Annotated in this window: 15 protein-coding genes; 7 read left to right on the forward strand and 8 right to left on the reverse strand. The window is 74.5% G+C overall.

The window, feature by feature from the left end; all coding sequences use genetic code 11:
- Positions 1–35: 35 nt before the first annotated feature.
- Complete coding sequence (serC, locus tag ACZ6EM_RS24010; RefSeq protein ID WP_401052412.1) at positions 36–1,163, forward strand: phosphoserine transaminase; 1,128 nt, start codon at positions 36–38, stop codon at positions 1,161–1,163.
- Positions 1,164–1,452: 289 nt separating this feature from the next.
- Here serC and thpR read toward each other — a convergent pair whose 3' ends face one another.
- Complete coding sequence (gene thpR / locus ACZ6EM_RS24015; protein ID WP_401052409.1) at positions 1,453–2,040, reverse strand: RNA 2',3'-cyclic phosphodiesterase; 588 nt, start codon at positions 2,038–2,040, stop codon at positions 1,453–1,455.
- A gap of 44 nt (positions 2,041–2,084) precedes the next feature.
- Between thpR and ACZ6EM_RS24020 the strand changes: the two genes are divergently transcribed.
- Positions 2,085–2,621: a GNAT family N-acetyltransferase gene (locus ACZ6EM_RS24020; protein ID WP_465773203.1), complete on the forward strand. Its 537-nt coding sequence runs from the start codon at positions 2,085–2,087 to the stop codon at positions 2,619–2,621.
- A gap of 45 nt (positions 2,622–2,666) precedes the next feature.
- On the opposite strand, the gene ACZ6EM_RS24025 is transcribed toward ACZ6EM_RS24020, so the two are convergent.
- Complete coding sequence (locus tag ACZ6EM_RS24025) at positions 2,667–4,217, reverse strand: MFS transporter (RefSeq protein WP_465773204.1); 1,551 nt, start codon at positions 4,215–4,217, stop codon at positions 2,667–2,669.
- Positions 4,218–4,324: 107 nt separating this feature from the next.
- Complete coding sequence (locus tag ACZ6EM_RS24030) at positions 4,325–4,759, reverse strand: MarR family winged helix-turn-helix transcriptional regulator (protein ID WP_030235202.1); 435 nt, start codon at positions 4,757–4,759, stop codon at positions 4,325–4,327.
- A 120-nt stretch (positions 4,760–4,879) separates the two neighbouring features.
- Between ACZ6EM_RS24030 and ACZ6EM_RS24035 the strand changes: the two genes are divergently transcribed.
- Positions 4,880–5,338 (forward strand): VOC family protein, encoded by a 459-nt coding sequence (locus ACZ6EM_RS24035; RefSeq protein WP_452181075.1) that lies wholly within the window; start codon positions 4,880–4,882, stop codon positions 5,336–5,338.
- 295 nt (positions 5,339–5,633) lie between these two features.
- Positions 5,634–6,515, forward strand: coding sequence for an MHYT domain-containing protein (locus tag ACZ6EM_RS24040; RefSeq protein WP_380349023.1), 882 nt, complete (start codon positions 5,634–5,636; stop codon positions 6,513–6,515).
- 132 nt (positions 6,516–6,647) lie between these two features.
- Here the strand turns inward: ACZ6EM_RS24040 and ACZ6EM_RS24045 are convergent, their stop codons facing one another.
- Positions 6,648–8,366 (reverse strand): hydrogenase maturation protein, encoded by a 1,719-nt coding sequence (locus ACZ6EM_RS24045; protein ID WP_401052466.1) that lies wholly within the window; start codon positions 8,364–8,366, stop codon positions 6,648–6,650.
- A gap of 183 nt (positions 8,367–8,549) precedes the next feature.
- Entirely contained in the window at positions 8,550–9,473 is a 924-nt protein-coding gene (locus ACZ6EM_RS24050; RefSeq protein WP_401052469.1) for a DUF4231 domain-containing protein, read from the reverse strand.
- A 131-nt stretch (positions 9,474–9,604) separates the two neighbouring features.
- Here ACZ6EM_RS24050 and ACZ6EM_RS24055 point away from each other — a divergent pair, with 131 nt between their 5' ends.
- On the forward strand, positions 9,605–10,054 hold the full coding sequence (locus ACZ6EM_RS24055) for a VOC family protein (protein ID WP_465773205.1): 450 nt from the start codon (positions 9,605–9,607) through the stop codon (positions 10,052–10,054).
- A gap of 77 nt (positions 10,055–10,131) precedes the next feature.
- Here the strand turns inward: ACZ6EM_RS24055 and ACZ6EM_RS24060 are convergent, their stop codons facing one another.
- The gene (locus tag ACZ6EM_RS24060) at positions 10,132–11,592 is read right to left on the reverse strand and encodes an NCS2 family permease (protein WP_401052474.1); all 1,461 of its coding nucleotides are present in this window, start codon (positions 11,590–11,592) and stop codon (positions 10,132–10,134) included.
- 177 nt (positions 11,593–11,769) lie between these two features.
- On the opposite strand from ACZ6EM_RS24060, the gene ACZ6EM_RS24065 reads away from it, so the two are divergent.
- Positions 11,770–12,096 (forward strand): DUF2530 domain-containing protein, encoded by a 327-nt coding sequence (locus ACZ6EM_RS24065; protein ID WP_359905737.1) that lies wholly within the window; start codon positions 11,770–11,772, stop codon positions 12,094–12,096.
- 52 nt (positions 12,097–12,148) lie between these two features.
- Complete coding sequence (locus ACZ6EM_RS24070; RefSeq protein ID WP_401052718.1) at positions 12,149–14,608, forward strand: cation-translocating P-type ATPase; 2,460 nt, start codon at positions 12,149–12,151, stop codon at positions 14,606–14,608.
- A gap of 48 nt (positions 14,609–14,656) precedes the next feature.
- Here ACZ6EM_RS24070 and ACZ6EM_RS24075 read toward each other — a convergent pair whose 3' ends face one another.
- Positions 14,657–17,953, reverse strand: a complete 3,297-nt coding sequence (locus ACZ6EM_RS24075) for a sacsin N-terminal ATP-binding-like domain-containing protein (protein WP_465773206.1) — start codon at positions 17,951–17,953, stop codon at positions 14,657–14,659.
- Between the two features lie 229 nt (positions 17,954–18,182).
- Complete coding sequence (locus ACZ6EM_RS24080) at positions 18,183–19,064, reverse strand: DUF3027 domain-containing protein (RefSeq protein WP_452179017.1); 882 nt, start codon at positions 19,062–19,064, stop codon at positions 18,183–18,185.
- Positions 19,065–19,488 lie beyond the last annotated feature (424 nt).

Raw genomic sequence — 19,488 nt, forward strand, 5'->3', positions numbered from 1 at the left:
ACCCCGCCGAACCCTCCGGCCGGTAGGCTGCGCGCGTGGCTCAGATCCAGATCCCCGCTGACATCAAGCCCGCAGACGGCCGTTTCGGCTGCGGACCGTCCAAGGTGCGCCCCGAGGCCCTGAGTGCCCTCGCCGCGACCCAGACCTCCCTGCTCGGCACCTCGCACCGCCAGGCCCCGATCAAGGACCTGGTCAAGCGCGTGCGCGAGGGCGTGAGCAGCCTGTTCTCGCTGCCGGACGGCTACGAAGTCGTCCTCGGCAACGGCGGCTCCACCGCCTTCTGGGACATCGCCGCCTTCGGCCTGGTGCGGGAGAAGTCCCAGCACCTGGACTTCGGCGAGTTCTCCTCGAAGTTCGCCTCCTCGGTCAAGGCCGCGCCGTGGCTCGGCGAGCCGACCGTGATCAAGACCGCCCCGGGCACCCACCCGCTGCCGGTCGCCGAGGCCGGCGTGGACGTCTACGGGCTCACCCACAACGAGACCTCGACCGGCGTCGCGATGCCGATCGGGCGTCCGGTGGGCGCGGACGAGGGCTCGCTGGTCCTGGTGGACGCGACCTCGGGCGCCGGCGGCCTGCCGGTGGACATCACCGAGACGGACGTCTACTACTTCGCCCCGCAGAAGTCCTTCGCCTCCGAGGGCGGCCTGTGGCTGGCGACCTTCTCCCCGGCCGCGCTGGAGCGCGCCGCCGAGATCGCCGGCTCCGGCCGCTACATCCCGCCGTTCTTCTCGCTGCCGACGGCCATCGACAACTCGTCGAAGGACCAGACGTACAACACCCCGTCGCTCTCCACCCTCTTCCTGCTGGCCGACCAGCTGGAGTGGCTGAACGGCAACGGCGGGCTGGACTGGGCGGTCGCCCGCACCGCGGACTCCTCGTCCCGGCTGTACTCCTGGGCCGAGAAGTCCGCCTACGCCACCCCGTTCGTGGCGAACCCGGCCGAGCGCTCCCAGGTGGTCGGCACCATCGACTTCGACGAGTCGGTGGACGCCGCCGCGGTCGCCAAGGCACTGCGTGCCAACGGCATCGTGGACACCGAGCCGTACCGCAAGCTGGGCCGCAACCAGCTGCGCATCGCGATGTTCCCGGCGATCGACCCGGCGGACGTCGAGGCGCTCACCCACTGCATCGACCACGTGGTCGAGCAGCTCGCGCAGGTCTGACCGGTCCCCCGAGGACACGGCCGAGGGCCACCGCCGACGGGCGGTGGCCCTCTCGCCGTTCCGGGGCCGGGCCGGGGGCCGCCCTAGCGGCCGGCCAGCGAGCTGATCAGCACGACGACCAGCATCAGCACCAGGGTGCCGGAGACGATGCGCATACGAGTCTTGGGATCCACGGTCATCGAGCGTACCTCCGGCCCGCCCCGGACTCCTCCCGGGCCCTGGCCCCGGGCCTTCCCGGGGTCGTCCCCGGACCTCGCGGCCCCGGTCCCGGAACCCACCCCCGGGGGCCTCAGCCCCAGTCCGCCAGCGGCCAGGAGCGCAGCGACTCGTAGTGGACGGAGCCGCCGCCCGGGTCGCTGCGCACCAGGTGCAGCCCGGTGGCGTCCCACTCCGGCCCCCGGTAGTCGGCCAGCGCCGCCACCAGGCCGTCCAGCTCGGCCGCCGCGACCCGCCGCACGGCCCTGCGGTGGCCGCGCGAGGAGCCGGCCCGGGCGAGGGTGAGGTGCGGGTGGAAGGCGTAGTCGTCGGTCGCCCCGGTGACCTCGGCGGTGGCCGCGGTGACGGCGTCGGCCAGCCGGCGCAGCGCCCAGGTCCGGCCCTCGACCCCGGCCCAGAGCACCCGGTCGCCGAACCGCCCGGCGCCCGCGATCCGCAGCCGGTGCACCGGGTGGACCTCGGCGACGGCGTCCAGGCCCGCCGCCAGCTCCGGCAGCCGCTCGGCCGGCACCTCGCCCAGGAAGGCCAGGGTCAGGTGCCAGCCCTCGACGCCGGTCCAGCGCAGCCGTTCCGCCCCGGGCAGCTCCCGCAGCGGTGCGACCGCGTCGCCGAGCCCCTGCAGCGCCTCTGCGGGCGGCAGCACCGCCACGAACAACCTCATGGATCAATCTTCCCGCGCACCCCGGTTCGGGATAGAACGGATCCATGATCGATTCCAGCGGCGTGAAGATCCGCACCGGAGGCCCCGAGGACATCCCCGACGTCCTCGCCCTGCTCGACGGCGCCGTGGCCTGGCTGGCCGGCCGCGGCCGCACCGGCCAGTGGGGCGACCGGCCCTTCAGCACCGACCCGGCCCGGGTGGAGCACATCGCGAAGTACGGCGCCGAGCCGTTCCTGATCCGTCTCGCGGTGGACGACCGGGGCCGCACGGTCGGCTCCTGCGTGCTGTCCGAGGAGCGCGGCGCGTACGTCCCCGCCGTGGCCGAGCGCGAGCTGTTCGTCCGCAACCTGGTCACCGACCGCACCCGCAAGGGCTCGGGCATCGGCGCCGCGCTGATCGCCGACGCGGTGGAGGAGGCCCGCCGCCGCGGCATCGGCCTGCTCCGGGTGGACTGCTACGCCGGCGCCGACCGCGGACTGGTCGCCCAGTACCGGACGCTCGGCTTCACCGAGACCGAGGGCTTCGAGGTCGAGCGGCCGGACGGCGTCTGGCCGGGCCAGGTCCTCGCCATCCGGCTCTGAACCGCCACGGGCCCCCGGGACGCCTCCCGGGGGCCCGACGGGCGGTCAGCAGGCGGCGGCCAGCTCCGACTTGGCCGCCGGCGCGGTCCGCGGCACGAAGGCCACCACCCGGCCGCCGCGGCCCGGGTGCAGGTCGAACCGCACCCGCAGGTCCGCGCTGCGGGCCAGCACCAGGCCGACCGTGCCGGCCGCCGCCGCGGACACCAGTCCGCAGGCCAGCAGGCCGAGCCGGGGCCCGTACGAGGCGGTCACCCAGCCGACGATCGGGGCGCCGATCGGCGTGCCGCCGGTGAAGACCAGCACCAGCAGGCCCATCACCCGGCCGCGCATCGCGGGGTCGGTGGCCAGCTGCAGCGAGGAGTTGACCGAGGTGTTGAAGCTCAGCCCGAAGACCCCGACCAGCATCAGCAGCAGCGCGAAGGTCCAGTAGTCGGGCGCGAACGCGGCGACCACCTCCAGCGCTCCGAAGGCCAGCGCCGCGCCGACCAGCCGGCGCAGCCGCGGCACGCCCCGGCGGGCGGCGAGCAGCGCACCGGTCAGCGAGCCGATCGCCATCGCGGTGTTCAGCAGGCCGTACTGGCCGGCGCCGACCTTGAAGGTGTCGTACGCGAAGCCGGAGAGCAGCGTGGGGAAGTTGAAGCCGAAGGTGCCGATGAACCCGGCCAGCACCATCGGCCAGAGCAGCTCGGGCCGCTCCTTGACGTACCGCAGCCCCTCGCGCAGCTGACCCTTCTCGCGGGCGATCGGCTCGGTCGGGCGCAGTTCGCTCTCCCGCATCGCGAGCAGCCCGCCGATCACGGCGGCGAAGGACAGCGCGTTGACGGCGAACGCCCAGCCGCTGCCGACCGCGGCGATCAGCAGGCCCGCGACGGCGGGGCCGACCAGCCGGGCGGTCTGGAAGTTGGCGGCGTTCAGGCTGACGGCGTTGGCGAGGTCCTTGGGCCCGACCATCTCGGAGACGAAGGCCTGCCGGGTCGGGTTGTCCACCACGGTGACCAGGCCGAGCAGCAGCGCGAAGGCGTACACGTAGTACGGCGTCACCACGCCGCCGACGGTCAGCACCGCGAGGCCGGCGGCCAGCAGGCCCATCGCGCCCTGGGTGAAGACCAGCAGCCGGCGCTTGGGCATCCGGTCGGCGAGCACGCCGCCGAACAGGCCGAACAGCAGCATCGGCAGGAACTGCATGGCGGTGGTGATGCCGACCGCGAGCGGGCTGCCGGTGAGGCTCAGCACCAGCCAGTCCTGGGCGATGCGCTGCATCCAGGTGCCGGTGTTGGAGACCACCTGGCCGGCGAAGTAGTAGCGGTAGTTGCGAACGCGCAGTGAGGAGAACATCCCCCCGGGCCTGGTGAAGCGGGTGCCGGTCGGGGACGCGGCCGCGTGGGCGCGGCGCTGGGCGGCGGAGTCCGCCGCGGTGCGTTCGTCGGGGTCGTCGTCGCCGTTGCCGGGCAGCCCCGCGGGGGCGGGTGCCTGGGCGTCGGCGGCCGCGGCAGTGGCCGCGGCGGGGTCGGTGGTCGGGTCGTCGGTGCGGATGGCGGCGGCGCTGGCTGCGGCCGGCGGTGTCACGTTGGTCTCCCCTCGTGGCGCGACGGCCATGGCGGTGGCCGTCGCGCTCCTGGTGTCGGTGGTCGGTCCTGCGGTGATGCGGGCTCCTTCTTCTCCCGGCGGCCGGCCGGGGTCGGTGTGCCTCGGAGGTGTACGAGCTACAGGTGGGCGAGCTTGTAGAGCACGGGCGCGGCCTCCCTGAGGACGGCCCATTCCTCCTCGTCGAGCCCCTGGGCGAGCTCGGCGAGCCAGACATTCCGGCGTCGACGACTCTCCGCGAGGATCGTCTCGGCCTGCTCGGTGCTGCTGACGACCACCTGGCGGCGGTCCTCGGGGTGCGGTTCGCGCCGCACCAGCCCCTTCTCCTCCAGCATCGCGACGATCCTGGTCATCGAAGGAGGCTGCACGTGCTCCTTCCGGGCGAGCTCACCCGGCGTCGCCTTTCCGCACCGGGCGAGGGTGCCCAGCACTCCCATCTCGGTGGGGCTCAGCGACTCCTCCACCCGCTGGTGTTTGAGTCGTCGGGAGAGGCGCATCGTGGACGATCGCAGCTGACTGATCGCTGCGAGGTCCTGCTCGGACATCTCGGGCATCTCTTTAGCCTACGTCATTACTCTCGCTAAGGAAAATGAGATCCGCCGCCGTGCCGGAGGGTCACCGCGGTGCCATATTGGTCATGGGCCTCAGCTCTCTCCCAGAAGGGCCGACCTGCCATGTCCGACCTCGCCACCGAGCAGTCCGAGCGGTCCCAGCGGTCCGAACAGTCGCAGCCGTCCGAACGGTCCGCGCGCACCGGGCCCGGCGACACCGGCTTCGCCCGGCTCGCCATGGTCACCATCGACTGCGCCGACCCGGTCGCGCTGGCCTCGTTCTACGGCGAGCTGCTGGGCTGGGAGACCAGGCACGCGGACGAGCGCTTCGCGATCCTGGACAACCCCGAGGGCGGCAGCCCGCTGGGCTTCGGCCGGGTGACCGGCTACCGGCCGGAACCGTGGACGGAACCGGACGGCAGCAAGCACTTCCACCTCGACTTCTACGTCGACGACCTGGACGAGGCCACCGCGAAGGCCCTCGCGCTCGGCGCCACCGAGCCCGCCTACCAGCACGGCCGCACCCTGCGGGTGCTGATCGACCCGGCCGGCCACCCGTTCGGGCTAGCCCCCCTGGAGTGAGCGCCGACGGCGGACCGCAGCCACCCGGAGGCGGTGCGCAGGCAGTGTCAGGGGTTGGTGCCGGGATCATGCAGGCCGCGTAAAGGCCCATCCTGACCTGGGACTTCACGAAAAGCACGAACATTGTGCGACCGCCGGGCAGTGGTTACTCTCCCCGATTGTCAGGGGCACCACATGCCAGGCTCCTCCCCTGCGGGAGCACGTTCCCGCTCCGGTGCCCGCTGCCGCGCGCCTTCCCCGGCCAGCCGCGTCCGCCCGCGCCCCGGTGCCCTCAACCCTCGTCCAGGGAGCTCCATTGGGTGAGATCCACCATGCCGACCACGGCTGGGTGACACCGGCGGTCTCGTACTTCGTCGCCTGCGTCGGCGCCTTCGTCGCCCTGCGCAGCGCCCGCTGGGCACTCGTCTCCCGGGGCCGCACCCGGGCCGTCTGGCTGCTGTTCGCCTCGACCTCGCTCGGGGCCGGGATCTGGTCCATGCACTTCATCGCGATGCTCGGCTTCTCCGTGACCGGCGTCGAGATCGGTTACCGGCCCGGCCTGACCGTGCTCAGCCTGCTGGTCGCCGTCGCCGTGGTCGGCGTCGGGCTCTTCACCGTCGGCTACTGGCGGCGCCGCGTCCTGGCGCTGCTGGTCGGCGGGCTGACCACCGGTCTGGGGGTCGCGGCCATGCACTACCTGGGCATGGCCGCGATGGTCCTGCCCGGCACGCTCGGCTACGACCGGCCCACCGTGGCCGCCTCGGTGGCCATCGCCGTGGTCGCGGCCACGGCCGCGCTCTGGGCCGCGCTCAACATCCGGGGCACGCTCGCCGTGCTGGCGGCGGCGCCGGTGATGGGCGTGGCGGTCTGCGCGATGCACTACACCGGCATGGCGGCACTCTCCGTCCAGCTGGACTTCTCGCGCTCCACCGAGGCCGGCGTGATGGCGCTCCAGTTCATCTTCCCGCTCGGGGTCGGGCTGGGCTGCTACGTGTTCTTCGGCTCGCTGGCCTTCGCGGTCTCGCCGAGCCGGTCCGACTCCCAGCCCCTGCTGGCCGGTCCGGCCGCCCCGCTGCCTCCGCGGCCCCAGCGCGCCTCCGGGACCGCGCGGGCCGCGGGGGCCGCGCGCACCCCGGGCGACCAGGGCAGCCCGCTGCTCCCGCAGCGGCGGCCGCTGGGCGGGGCCGCCCGGCGCTGAGGCCGGGCACGGGAGCGGGGGCCCGAGCGGGCGTCCGGCCGGGCCCCCCACCCCGGCCGGGCGCCGCCCGTCCCCGCCCCCGGTATCCGCGCGGTCCCCGCCTGCGGCCCCCGCCGGGGCCCGGGCCGACCGTTACGGCTGTCCGGGCCGCCCGAGCAGCCCCGCCACGTGCTCCGGCGTGGCCACCGGGCAGACCTTGTGCACGAAGTCCCGCCGCAGCGCGTGGTACGGCTCGCCCGCCCGGTAGAAGTTGGCGTGCATCCGGCGCAGTTCCTCCGCCCGGTACTCGGCCAGCGGCTTGGCCTCCTCGTCGACCGCGCGGCGGCGCTTCTTGTCCACCAGCCGCCCGGTGAGGTCCGGCGCGGCGGCGATCCGGGCCGCCTCGCGCGCCACCCAGCGGCGGAACCCGGCCGCGTCCCCGCCGACCGTGCGGTCCACCAGGCCGATCCGGCGGGCGTGGTCGGCGCCGACCGGCAGCGCCTCGGCGGTGAGCCGCTCGGCCTGCTCGGCGCCGACCCGGCGGGGCAGGGTGTACGTCCAGTACTCGGAGCCGTACAGGCCCATCAGCCGGTAGTGCGGGTTGAGCACCGCCGACTCCCGGCACCACACCTCGTCGGCGGCGAGCGCCGCCATCAGCCCGCCGGCGGCCGCGTTCCCGGCCAGCGCCGCCACCGTCACCTTGTCCGTCGTGGTCAGCACCGCCTCGACGAAGTCGTCCATCGCGTTGATGTTCTCCCAGGACTCCAGCGCCGGGAAGGGCGCGCCCTGGATGACGTTGAGCTGGATCCCGTTGGAGTAGAAGTCCCGGGGCGCGCCGAGCACCAGCACCGAGGTCGGCCGGTCGGCCGCCTCCCGGTAGGCGGTGAGCAGCCGACGGCACTGCTCGGTGCTCATCGCCCCGCCCGCGTGGGCGAATTCGAGGAAGCCGACCTCGCCCTCCTCCCGGTAGCGCAGCTCCGACCAGGTGTCCCGGCGGCCCGCCCGCTCCGGGCTCACCGGCACCTCGCGGACCCGGTACAGCTCGTCGGCGAGCACCGTGGCGGCCGGCAGCTTGAAGGTGACCGGCCCGCCGGGGGTGCGGCGCGGGCGCAGCTGCGGTATCCACACCGCGCCGTCCACGGTGGCCCGGCAGATCGCGCCGTCCCGGGTGGCCAGCACGGCGCCGGGCACCGGGCCGCGCAGTTCGTCCTCGGGGTGGCCGCCGTGCAGGAAGAACTCCCGTCCGTACAGCTCGTCCAGGACGCCGGGCTGGGAGTCGGCGGCGCGCAGCCTGCGCAGCACGGTGGCGGTGTCGTCCCGCTCCCAGTCGATCCGGCGTTCCTCCTGGCGCAGGAAGGGGCGCGCTTCGCCGTGCACGTCCGGCCGGGCGTAGTCCAGCGGCTCGGGGGTGAACAGCCCGCCCTCGTACCGCTGGACGGCCAGCAGGACGGCCTCGGTGGCGGCGTCGGCGAGCTCGCCCCGGTACAACTCGCTCTTGCCGCAGGCGGGGACGGGAAACTCGACGGACGCCCAGATGTCGCCGGCGTCCATCTCCGCGACGGCCTGCAGCACGGTGACGCCCCAGCGCTCCACCCCCTCGGTGATCGCCCGGTCGAGCGAGGAGGGGCCGCGGTCGCCCTTGGGGCCCGGGTGCACGATCAGGACGGTCCGGGTGGACCAGATGTCCTGCGGGACGGCCTTGGTGAGCATCGGGCAGACGATCAGCTCGGGGTCGGTGCGGGCCACCGCCGCCCTCATCCGCTCGTCGTCGAGGGCGAGTTGGACGGCGACCTGGTGGCCGCGCTCGCGCAGGGCGGTGTGGACGCGCTGGGTCAGGCTGTTGAACGCGCTGGCGATCAGGAGAATGCGCAAGGAGGGCCTCCGGCGGGAACTGGGGTCGCGCGCAGGCGATGAAACCAGGGCATGGACACGTAATGATTACGGTCCGTACCTGGGCGCTCTACCCTCACGCACCCCGCACACCTGCGCCCCGCGTTTCGCCGGATCTCCCCAAGTCCCCGCTCCGGTCGAGTACTCTTCCCCGCCCGGCCCGGCTCAGCGCGGGAACGCCCTGCGGGCCCGCCAGGTGGTGTGCTCCCGGGAGACCGCGTCCTCGGCCTCGGCGGCCAGCCGGGCCCAGTCCGCCTCGGCGTCCGGCGCCCGGAGGTCGAGGTCGGACAGCTGGTTGCCGACGTTCTCCAGCTCGCGCGCGGCCAGTTGGTAGGCGGCGGCCAGCGGGCCGAGCTGCTTGAGCTGCGTCCAGGCGATGATCGCCGCGGCCGCGGCCGAGGTGGCGCCGAACAGGTGCACCGGCAGCGCGCCGGTGGCCTGGGCGACGGCCGCCGCGGCACCGACGATGATCAGCACCGCGACGCCGAGCCCCCAGGAGACCGCCTGCGAGTCGCAGGCCTCGGCCCGGGAGCGGTACCAGGTGCGCTGGCCCTCGACCCGGGTGCGCAGGTAGAGGGTGCGCCGCGCGGTCAGGCTCTCGGCGCGCCGGCGGCGCATCTCCGGGGTGATCTCGGCGACGCTGCCGGGCGGCACGATCTCCGGGTCCTCGAAGGCCCGCAGCACGTCCTCGACCTGGAGCAGGTAGCCGCGGTCGACGTCCGCGGACTCGGCCGGGCCGTCGAACGGCCAGGCCCGGACGGTGTACTTCCAGGCCAGCGTCTTGACCGACTCGGCCGCCGCCCGGGCCTGGTACCAGCGGCCCTGCGGGTTGCTGCGGCGCAGCCGGGACCAGAAGTAGCCGGCCACCAGGAAGGCGGCGACCGAGAACAGCGGCCAGACGTCGAAGTCACCCTTGTCGTCCGGGCCCGGGAACGACCCGATCACAGCGGCGACCACCAGCATCGCGATCAGTCCGCGGTACCAGCGCAGCGTCTCGCGCTGGCCGTCCAGCGAGGCCTTGTCCGTCGTCCGGAACAGCTCCGGAAGCAGCTGTGCCTCGACGCCCCCCGGCGGATCCTGTTGCACCATCGGTCGAGTCCCCTCCCCCTTCTCCGTCCAGGCAGTATTCCCACCGCCAACTCGCCTACACGAGTGCCTTTTTGACAACTTCTGACGGCCGGTCGTTGCCCGCCCTCCCGGTAACCGGTACAAACGGTTACATGCCGCTGCACTGGAAGCTCGTCATCGACTGCGCCGATCCGCACCGCCTGGCCGCCTTCTGGGCCGCCGCCCTGGAGTACAGGCAGGAGGACCACGGCGCGCTGATCACCCGGCTGCTCGCCGCCGGCGCGGTCGGCCCGGAGGACCTCACCGAGCTGGACGGCCGCCCGGCCTGGCGCTCCCTGGCCGCCGTCCGCCACCCCGAGGACCCGTTCGATCCGGCCTCGGACACCGGCCTCGGCCGCCGTGTCCTGTTCCAGGCCGTCCCCGAGCCCAAGCGGGGCAAGAACCGCCTGCACCTCGACGTCCACCCCGGCCCGGGCGAGCGCGAGGCCACCGTCGCCCGCCTCGGATCCCTCGGCGCCGCCGTCCTGCGGCACGTCGAGGAACCCGGCGGCGCCTGGACCGTCATGCGGGACCCGGAGGGCAACGAGTTCTGCGTCCACTGACCGGACGGCCGCCCGCGGGAACGCCGGAGCTCCGTCCTCCCGGAACCGGGAGGACGGGGCTCGGTCGGCGTACGGCGTCAGAGCAGGCCGAAGGCCGGCATCAGGTAGTAGAAGGCGAACACCGTCGCCACCGCGTACATCGGGACGGGGACCTCCCGGCCGCGGCCGGCGGCCAGGCGCATCACACAGAAGACGATGAAGCCCATGCCGATGCCGTTGGTGATGCTGTACGTGAACGGCATCATCACGATGGTCACGAAGGCCGGGATCGCGATCGTGTAGTCGGCCCAGTCGATCGCCTTGATCGAGTTGGCCAGGATCAGGAAGCCGACGGTGACCAGGGCCGGGGTGGCGGCCTGGGCCGGGACCATGGTGGCGAGCGGGGTGAGGAAGAGCGCCACCACGAAGAGCAGGCCGGTGACGATCGAGGCGAAGCCGGTCCGGGCGCCCTCGCCGACACCGGCGGTGGACTCGACGAAGCAGGTGTTGGCGGAGGCCGAGGTGGCACCGCCGGCCGCGGTGGCGATGCCGTCGACCATCAGGACCTTGTTGATGCCGGGCAGGTCGCCCTTCTCGTCCAGCAGGTGGGCCTCGTCGGCCACGCCGAGGATGGTGCCCATCGCGTCGAAGAAGCAGGACATCAGCACGGTGAAGACGAAGAGCAGGCCGGTCAGCACGCCGACCTTCTCGAAGCCGCCGAACAGGCTGACCTTGCCGACCAGTCCGAAGTCCGGCGCGGAGACCGGGTTGCCCGGCCAGGTCGGGACGGTGAGGCCCCACTTGGCCGCCGGGACGTCGGCCACCTTGTCGATGACCGCGGCGAGCGCCGTGGAGACCGCGATGCTGATCAGGATGGCGCCGGGCACCTTGCGGATCAGCAGGACCAGGGTGAGCAGCAGGCCGACCACGAAGATCAGCACCGGGAAGCCGAGCAGGTGCCCGTTGCCGCCGAGCTGGAGCGGGACGGTGGTGTGGGCGGCGTCCGGGATGCGGCTGACGAAGCCGGAGTCGACCAGGCCCACCAGGCTGATGAACAGACCGATACCGATCGCGATGGCCTTGCGCAGGCCGAGCGGGACGGCGTTCATGACGCGCTCGCGCAGACCGGTGGCGACCAGCAGCATGATCGCGAAACCGGCCAGCACGACCATGCCCATGGCGTCCGGCCAGGTCATCCTGGGAGCGAGCTGGAGCGCCACGATCGTGTTGACGCCGAGGCCGGCGGCCAGGCCGATCGGGACGTTGCCGATGACGCCCATCAGCAGGGTGGTGAGACCCGCGGTGAGGGCGGTGGCGGTGACCAGCTGGCCGCTGTCCAGGTGGGCCCCGGTGACGTCCGTGCCGCTGGCCAGGATGATCGGGTTCAGCACCAGGATGTACGCCATGGTGAAGAAGGTGGCGACACCACCGCGGATCTCGCGCGGCAGGGTGGAGCCTCGCTCGCTGATCCGGAAGAAGCGGTCGACGGCGCTCGTGGGGGGCTTCGGCGCGGCGTCGGCGGGTTCGGGCGACTCGGTGGTCGGCTGGACCACAGGCATGCGTGCGTCCTCTGTGGGGGAGCTGAGGAGAGGGTGGGGGACGCCCGGGGCGACGGTGGCCGGGCGCAGATCTTTAAGTATGGTTTCCCGATCGCACACGCGCTATCTTCGCGCGTAGAGCCTGCGGGGGGTCCCGGCGCCCGCGCAGCCACCCCACCGCACCGTACGCTAGACCCCATGCCCAAGACGCCACTGCACCCCTCGCCCCCTCCGCTGGAGGCCAACGACGTCGCCATCGTCGGCGGCGGCACGGTGCTGTGGTTCATCGCCTTCCTCGCCCTGCTCCCCTTCCAGGGCAGCCTCTCCGCGCACGGCCACGGCACCTGGCCCTGGATCTGCCTCTCCGGCGGCCTGCTCGGCCTGATCGGCCTCTGGTACTGCCGCGCCCGGCGGGACGCGATCGCCCGCAGCCGCGCCGCCGAGGCGGCCGGACCGGCGCCGGGGCACACGGCCGAACGGGCGACCGGGGACGACGGCCAGGGTCCGGCCACCCGGTCGGACTGAATGGTCCTTTAGTAGCACGCACCGGACATAAGGCGCCCGTAGAGTCGGTGCCATGACGCAGCCTGCCCAGCCAGCGGAAGAGCGGCCGACCGACGAAGACCGCCCGGACGGAGCGCACCCCCTCGGCCTGCTGCCCGGCCGACGCGGCGGCCTGACGGCCTCCGAGGTGGCCGAGCGGGTCGCGAAGGGTCAGGTCAACGACGTCCCCGTACGGTCCAGCCGGTCCACCCGGGAGATCGTCCGGGCCAACGTCTTCACCCGCTTCAACGCGATCATCGGCGTGATGTTCGGGATCATCCTGATCGTCGGTCCGATCCAGGACGGCCTGTTCGGCCTGGTCATCGTGGCCAACACGGCGATCGGCATCATCCAGGAGCTGCGCGCCAAGAAGACCCTGGACAGCCTGGCCCTGATCGGCGAGGCCCGACCGCAGGTCCGCCGGGACGGCGCCGTCCAGCAGATCGGCGTCTCCGAGATCGTCCTCGACGACACCGTGCTGCTCGGCATCGGCGACAAGGTGATCGTGGACGGCGAGGTCACCGAGGCGGACGGCCTGGAGGTCGACGAGTCGCTGCTCACCGGCGAACCCGATCCGGTCCTCAAGCAGCCCGGCGCCCAGGTGATGTCCGGCAGCTTCGTGGTGGCCGGTGCCGGCGCGTTCACCGCCACCAAGGTCGGCCGCGAGGCCTACGCGGCCCAGCTCGCCGAGGAGGCCAGCAAGTTCACCCTGGTGAAGTCGGAGCTGCGCTCCGGCATCGACAGCATCCTGCGGATCATCACCTACCTGCTGATCCCCACCGCCCTCGGCCTGATCATCAGCCAGCTGGCCGTCGAGGGCCGGGACTGGCGGGAGGCCGTACGGCGCATGGTGGCCGGCATCGTGCCGATGGTCCCCGAGGGGCTGGTGCTGCTGACCTCGGTCGCCTTCGCGATCGGCGTGGTCCGGCTCGGCCGCAAGCAGTGCCTGGTCCAGGAGCTCCCGGCGATCGAGGGCCTGGCCCGGGTGGACACCGTCTGCCTGGACAAGACCGGCACCCTCACCGAGGGCGGCATGGACGTGATCGACCTGCGGGTGCTCTCCGACGGGGAGCCCGGCGCCGTCGCCCCGGAGACCGTCCAGCACGCCCTGGCCGTGATGGCGGGCGCCGACGCCCGCCCCAACCCGTCCATGCAGGCGGTCATCGACGCGTACGGGCGCGGCGACGACGGCGCCCGCTCCGGCCACGACGGCTGGCGGGTGATCGAGGCGATGCCCTTCTCCTCCGCCCGCAAGTGGAGCGGCGTGCAGTTGCTGGAGCCGCAGGGCGGCGAGGCCAGCTGGCTGCTCGGCGCGCCCGACGTGCTGCTGCCCGCCGGACACCCGGCGCTGGCCGAGGTGGACGAGCTGGGCGCCCGGGGCCTGCGGGTGCTGCTGCTGGGCCGCACGCCCGTCCCGCTGGACTCCCCCGACCCGGCGGCCGACCTCACCCCGCTGGCCCTGGTGGTGCTCCAGCAGCGGCTGCGCTCGGACGCCGCCGAGACCCTGCGCTACTTCGAGAGCCAGCGGGTCCGGGCCAAGGTCATCTCCGGCGACGCGGCGGTCTCGGTCGGCGCGGTGGCCGGCCACCTGGGCCTGCCCGGCGCCGACCACCCGCTGGACGCCCGCTCCCTGCCCGCCGACCCGGAGGAACTCGCCGAGACCGCCGACCGGACCAGCGTCTTCGGCCGGGTCACCCCGCAGCAGAAGCGCCAGCTGGTCGGGGCACTGCAGTCCCGCGGCCACACCGTGGCGATGACCGGCGACGGCGTCAACGACGTGCTCGCCCTCAAGGACGCCGACATCGGCGTGGCGATGGGCACCGGCTCCGACGCCACCAAGGCGGTCGCCCAGATCGTGCTGCTGAACGACTCCTTCGCCTCGCTGCCGTCGGTGGTGGCCGAGGGCCGCCGGGTGATCGGCAACATCGAGCGGGTCGCTTCACTCTTCCTGGTGAAGACCGTCTACTCGGTCCTGCTGGCGCTCCTGGTGATCTTCACCCATTCGCCGTACCCGTTCCTGCCCCGGCACTCCACCGTGCTGTCCTCGCTGACCATCGGCATCCCGGCCTTCTTCCTCGCGCTCGCCCCCAACGACGAACGGGCCCGCACCGGCTTCGTGAAGCGCGTGCTGCGGCTGGCGATCCCCGGCGGGGCCATCGCCGGCACCGGCACCTTCGTCGCCTACTCGCTCGCCCGCGCCGACCACGCGACCGACCTCAAGGCCGACACCAGCGTGGCCACCCTGACGCTCTTCCTGATCGCCCTCTGGGTCCTCGCCATCGTCGCCCGCCCGTACAACTGGTGGCGCCTGCTGCTGATCGGCAGCATGGGCGGCGCCTTCGCGCTGGTGCTGCTGGTGCCCCCGCTGAAGTCCTTCTTCGACCTCTCCCTGGTCGGCTTCCGCGACCCGCTGATCGGCGTCGCCATCGCGGTGGTCTGCGGCATCGCCCTGGAGATCACCTGGCGCTTCATGAAGCGCCGCGGCATGGAGTGACCCGCCCCGCGGGCCCGCCGGTCGGGGCGGGCCCGCGGGGGGGGGCGCTCAGCCCTCGAAGTCGCGGGCGGCCGAGAGCTCGTAGGCGCGGTCCGGCTCGCTGAGGGCGGCCAGCACCTCGAAGCGGCGGTGCCACTGCCCGACCGACCAGGCCAGCCCGGCGGCCAGGCCCTCCGGAGTGGCCGCGTGCAGCAGACCGGGCACCGGCGGGACCTCGAACTCGTCGTCCTCGTCGGCGGCCTCGGCCAGCTCCGGGTCGTACGGCGGCTCCGGGGCGTCCGCCCCGGTGTCCCAGCGCCAGTCCACCGCCGCCTCGCCGCCGTCCGGCCCGACGACCAGCAGCTCCTCGTGCTCCTCGTAGGCGACCGGGCAGCCGGGCAGCAGTTCCCGCACCACCGCCGGGACCCGGTGCAGCACGCCCTCGGAGAGCACCCGGCCGCCCGCCACCTCGCTGGCCAGCGACACGTGCAGCCGCTCGGCGAGGTCGGCGGCCAGCGCCGGGGCGACCGGCAGCAGCGGGTACGGGTGCAGCAGCTGGACCAGGTCGGGGGCGTCGGCGACGACCGCCTCGGTCGCGTCCACCACCACGGTGTGGTCCGGCCGGCGCCCGGTGTCCGGGTCCAGCGGCGGCAGCGCCCGCACCACGTCCAGCGGCTCGATCCGCCCGCGGTCCACCCGGGCCAGCGCGGTGTGGATGCCGTGCAGCTGACGGTGGCCGACCTCGGCCTCCGGGTCGGTCATCCGGTCCAGCACCTCGTCCGGCCCGTGCGGCTCGGCGAGCAGCGCGGCCAGCGTCGTGCGCACCCCGAGCGCGTGCAGGAACTGGTCGTCCAGGGTGGTGCGGGCCTCGTCGTACAGGCCGCGCAGCAGCGGGTCGGCCCCGGCGGCGCGCAGACCGGCCGGCTCCCGGCCCGCCAGCACCGGGTGGTCGCGCAGCCACCACGCGGTGTACGGCGGCAGGTCGGCGTACGAGCCGTCCGGCAGCAGGGTGCGCACCGGGGCGACCACGGCGTCCCGGTACGGCGGGCGGGCCAGCGCCGCGAGCGCCTCCGGCCAGGCGTCGTCGTCCACCAGGTCGAGGTCGCGCACGGCCAGCAGCTCGGCGGCCACCGGCGGGACGCCGACCGCCTCGTCGGCCTGCAGCGCCTCCAGCGCGTCCTCGGCCCACTCGGCGAGCCCGTCCGGCGCCTCGTCCAGCAGGCCGGTGGGGTGGCCGCCGGCCGCGCGGTCGGCCGGGACGGTGGGGTCGAGCCGCTCCAGGTCGTCCGGGTCGAGCACCACGTCCTCGGCGCGCACCAGCACGAAGTCGGCCAGCACGCCGACGGCGGTCAGCACCTCCGGCCCCCAGCGCTCCAGCAGCTCGTCGTCCACCCAGCCGGCGTCCTCCTCGCGGGCGAGCGCGGCGAAGGGGCTCCCGGGCAGCACGAGTTCGCCGGCCCGGGCGGGCTCGCCCTCGTCGTCGAGCAGCGCGAGCCGGGCCAGCCAGGGGTGGGCGCCCGGCTCCGGGGCGGCGGCCTTCACCAGGGCCAGGACGGCGTCGGCGAGTTCGAGCGCCGCGTCCAGGTCGTCCTCGGCCAGGTCGTAGGAGCGGGCGACGGCGGCCCGCACCTCGGGGGTGTCCAGCACCCCGGCCGGGGTGGCGGTGCCGGCGCCGAGCTTGGCCAGCAGCGGGTGGGCGGCCTCGGGGTGGGCCAGACGCAGGTCGAGCGCGGCGAGCGCGCCCGCCAGCGACCCGGGGTAGCCGGGGAAGGCCGCCCAGTCGGCGTCCTCGGAGGGCAGCAGGACGCGCCGCGGCCCGGTGACCGTCCGCCCGTCGGCGAGCGGGACGGGCAGCGCGCCGAGCGCCTCCGGGTCGGCCGCGCCCAGCGCCGCGTACAGGTTGCGCCACCAGGCGGGCTCGCGGTCCAGCCCGCCGAGCTGGTCCACCACCTCGGCCAGCGGCACCCGGCGCACGTTCAGCACCCGCAGCTCGGTGCGCCGCTCCAGGCCGGCCGGCAGCAGCCCCGGGAAGATCGGCGAGAGCGCCTCGACCACCGAGCCGTCCGCGCCCTCCAGCAGCGTCGCGTCCCGCGGCCGCAGCGCGGGCGTGCCCTCCTCGACCGGCGCCGGGTGCGGCAGGAACGGCGTCCCGGGCAGCCGGGAGAGCACCTCGGCGCGCAGCGCGTTGTCCAGCGCCCCCTGGCCGAGCGGGGCCGGGACGAGGCCGAGCGAGCCGAGGTCGGCGCCGCGGGCGCGCAGCAGCTCCGCGTAGCTGTCGGCGGCGCGCTCGGTGAGGAAGTCGGCCAGCGGGCCGGGGGCGACGTGCCGGCGGGTGGAGTCCAGCGGGTACGAGGCGATCAGCAGCGCGGGCAGACCGACCGGCTCGTCGCTGGGGGTGGGCGCGTGCAGCACGGAGGCGATCTTGGGCCGCTGCGGGACGCCGTCCGGGCCGACCGGGACGGCCCAGGTCACCGTCCAGTACGGGCGGGCGCGCTCCTCGGTGGGCCGGTCGCCCAGCAGCTCGGCCGAGAGCGTGCCGGAGGCCCCGACGGTCTGCCAGACCGTCTGCCGCAGCCGGCCGCCCGCGTCGTCGGTGACGGTGACCTCGGTGACCCCGTCCGGGCGGGTCTCCGCGGCGTCCCGGGTGAGCGTCCGGGCGCCGTCCGGGGTCTCCACCACGACCTCGCGCAGGCCGGGCAGGGTGAGCAGCAGCGCGTCGTCGATCCCGGCCAGCAGGCGGCGGGTCAGGTCCTCGGCGGCGGCGTCCCGCAGCGGCAGCACCACCACCGTGTCGTAGCCCGCCGGGGCCGGGCCCTCGGCCGCGAACGGCAGCCGCAGCAGCGGCACGTGGCCGTCCCGGCGGCGCAGTTCGTCGGCCAGCTCGGGCTGGGCCGCGGCCAGCGCCCGCGCCTCGCCGAGCGACCAGCGCACCCCGCCGGTCGCGCTCAGCACGGCGGGCTCGTCGGTGACCGCGAGGACGGCGGCGAAGCCGACCCCGAACCGGCCGACGGCGGGCGTCTCACCGCGCTTGGAGGAGGCGCGCAGGGTGGACAGCGACTCGACGGCGGCCTCGTCCAGCGGGGCGCCGGTGTTGGCGGCGGCGAGCACGCCGTCGGCGAGGGTCAGCCGCAGCCGGCCGGGGCCGTGCCCGGCCCGGACCGCCGCGTCGGCCGCATTCTGCGCCAACTCGACCACCAGGCGGTCCCGGTAGCCGCCGAGCGCCAGCTCCTCCTCCGCGTTGGCGTCCTCCCGGAACCGGGCCGGCGAGGCGGCCCAGGCGGCCAGCACCCGTCGGCGCAGCGCGGCGCTGCCGAAGGGGTCCGCGAGGTGCTCGTCCGTGCCGCTGCCGATGATCCGAGGTTCCACTGGACCTGCCGCCTTCCGCTGCCCTGTTCGTCGTAGGGCATTCTTCCCTGCCCCACTGACTGCTCCCGACCACGGGCCCCGCCGCCGGCGGGCCGGGGACGGCGCCGGCGGCGGACCTGACGGCCTTTCCGCCGCCCGCCCGGCACCCGCCGTCCGCCGGCCGGAAAGCAGCGCGGCCCGCGCCGGTCGTTGACCGGGCGGGCCGCTGGAGCCTGGGCGCGTGCCCGGCTCAGGAGTGGCCGAGCTCCTCGGCCGGGGCGTCGGGTTCGACCGAGCCGGAGGTCCGGTCGGGGTGCAGCGGGAGCGGCTCGACCACCAGCTCGTCCAGGATCAGCTCGGACGGCGCCGGCGGGGCCGGGATGACGGCCGCCTCGGAGTGCCCGCCGCAGCCGTACGCGAAGGAGACGATCTGGCCGTCGGCCGGGCCGAACTCGTTGCCGCACACGCCGAAGGCCTGTCCGAGCGAGCCGCCGATCGGGACCAGGAAGCCGCAGCTCGCGCACGAGGCCGGGGCGGCCTGCGCCATCGGGGTCTGCGAGCCGTGGGACTTCTCCCAGCGCTCGGCGGCCAGGTGCAGGCCGAGCCGGGAGAGCACCCGGCTGCGGCCGAGGCCCAGCTCCTCGGCGACGGCGTCGATCCGGGCGCGGGCCGGGGCGGGCTGGACGTGCGGATCGGTGACGACCAGGTCCTCGTCCTGCGCCAGGGCGACCGCGGAGTTCGGCGCGGGCTCGTCCTCGCCGGTCCAGCCGGGCTCCAGCCGCAGGTCGTCGGCGCCGGTGGGCAGCAGGTCGCCCGGGCCCATGTCGCCGGGGCGCAGCCGGTCGCTCCACGGCACCCACTGGGGCGCGAGCACCGCGTCGGGGCCGGGCAGCAGCACGACCTCGTCCAGGGTCACGTTCTTGGCGCGCGGCGCACGGGCGACGGTGACCGCCCAGTGCCAGCCGCGGTAGGCCGCGTCGAGGCACTCGAAGGTATGGGTGACGACGCGGTCGGCGTCCGCCTGGACACCCAGGTGCAGTCCGACGGCCTCCGCACCGACGGCCTCCTCGGCGGCCTGACGGGCGAGTTCGACGGCCTCGGCACAGAGCCGGTCGGGGGTACGGCTTCGCATCGCAGCACTCACGGCGTCGATTCTCTCCCAGTTCTTCTGTCGCCCACGGCGTGTTGCCTGTTCCGTCGCGGCTCGGTGTCCCTCGTCCATTCTGCGTGACCGGGAGCCCCCTCGGGTACCGGCCGCGCCGCTCGACCGGCCTGCCGGCGCCCCGGCGGGTCGGCGGGTCGACCTTGGGCAGGCTACCCGTCGGTCGGCGCCCCGGCACAGTCCGGGGCGGACCCGGCCCTTCCGGGACCGCGCCGAGCCGGGCCCGCTCCCGCGTCGGCTCGGCGATTCTGGGGCAGGATGGGCTTGTGGCGGACCACGACCCGTCGCAGCACGCACTGCGCGACCCACAGGCCGGCAGCCCCGACCCTACGGACGCCGTGCCGCGACAGCAGCCCCCGGTCCCCGGCGCGGACGAACCGCGGCCGGCGGACGG

The sequence above is a fragment of the Kitasatospora sp. NPDC041917 genome (assembly GCF_055589745.1).

What these genes read in the sequence shown, in the direction of transcription:
- ACZ6EM_RS24020 (WP_465773203.1), top strand. Translation starts at nt 2,085, where the DNA reads ATGATCGATTCCAGCGGCGTGAAGATCCGCACCGGAGGCCCCGAGGAC.
- ACZ6EM_RS24080 (WP_452179017.1), bottom strand. Translation starts at nt 19,064, where the DNA reads ATGCGAAGCCGTACCCCCGACCGGCTCTGTGCCGAGGCCGTCGAACTC.
- ACZ6EM_RS24060 (WP_401052474.1), bottom strand. Translation starts at nt 11,592, where the DNA reads ATGCCTGTGGTCCAGCCGACCACCGAGTCGCCCGAACCCGCCGACGCC.
- thpR (WP_401052409.1), bottom strand. Translation starts at nt 2,040, where the DNA reads ATGAGGTTGTTCGTGGCGGTGCTGCCGCCCGCAGAGGCGCTGCAGGGG.
- ACZ6EM_RS24050 (WP_401052469.1), bottom strand. Translation starts at nt 9,473, where the DNA reads ATGGTGCAACAGGATCCGCCGGGGGGCGTCGAGGCACAGCTGCTTCCG.
- ACZ6EM_RS24035 (WP_452181075.1), top strand. Translation starts at nt 4,880, where the DNA reads ATGTCCGACCTCGCCACCGAGCAGTCCGAGCGGTCCCAGCGGTCCGAA.
- ACZ6EM_RS24065 (WP_359905737.1), top strand. Translation starts at nt 11,770, where the DNA reads ATGCCCAAGACGCCACTGCACCCCTCGCCCCCTCCGCTGGAGGCCAAC.
- ACZ6EM_RS24070 (WP_401052718.1), top strand. Translation starts at nt 12,149, where the DNA reads ATGACGCAGCCTGCCCAGCCAGCGGAAGAGCGGCCGACCGACGAAGAC.
- ACZ6EM_RS24025 (WP_465773204.1), bottom strand. Translation starts at nt 4,217, where the DNA reads ATGGCCGTCGCGCCACGAGGGGAGACCAACGTGACACCGCCGGCCGCA.
- ACZ6EM_RS24030 (WP_030235202.1), bottom strand. Translation starts at nt 4,759, where the DNA reads ATGCCCGAGATGTCCGAGCAGGACCTCGCAGCGATCAGTCAGCTGCGA.
- ACZ6EM_RS24055 (WP_465773205.1), top strand. Translation starts at nt 9,605, where the DNA reads ATGCCGCTGCACTGGAAGCTCGTCATCGACTGCGCCGATCCGCACCGC.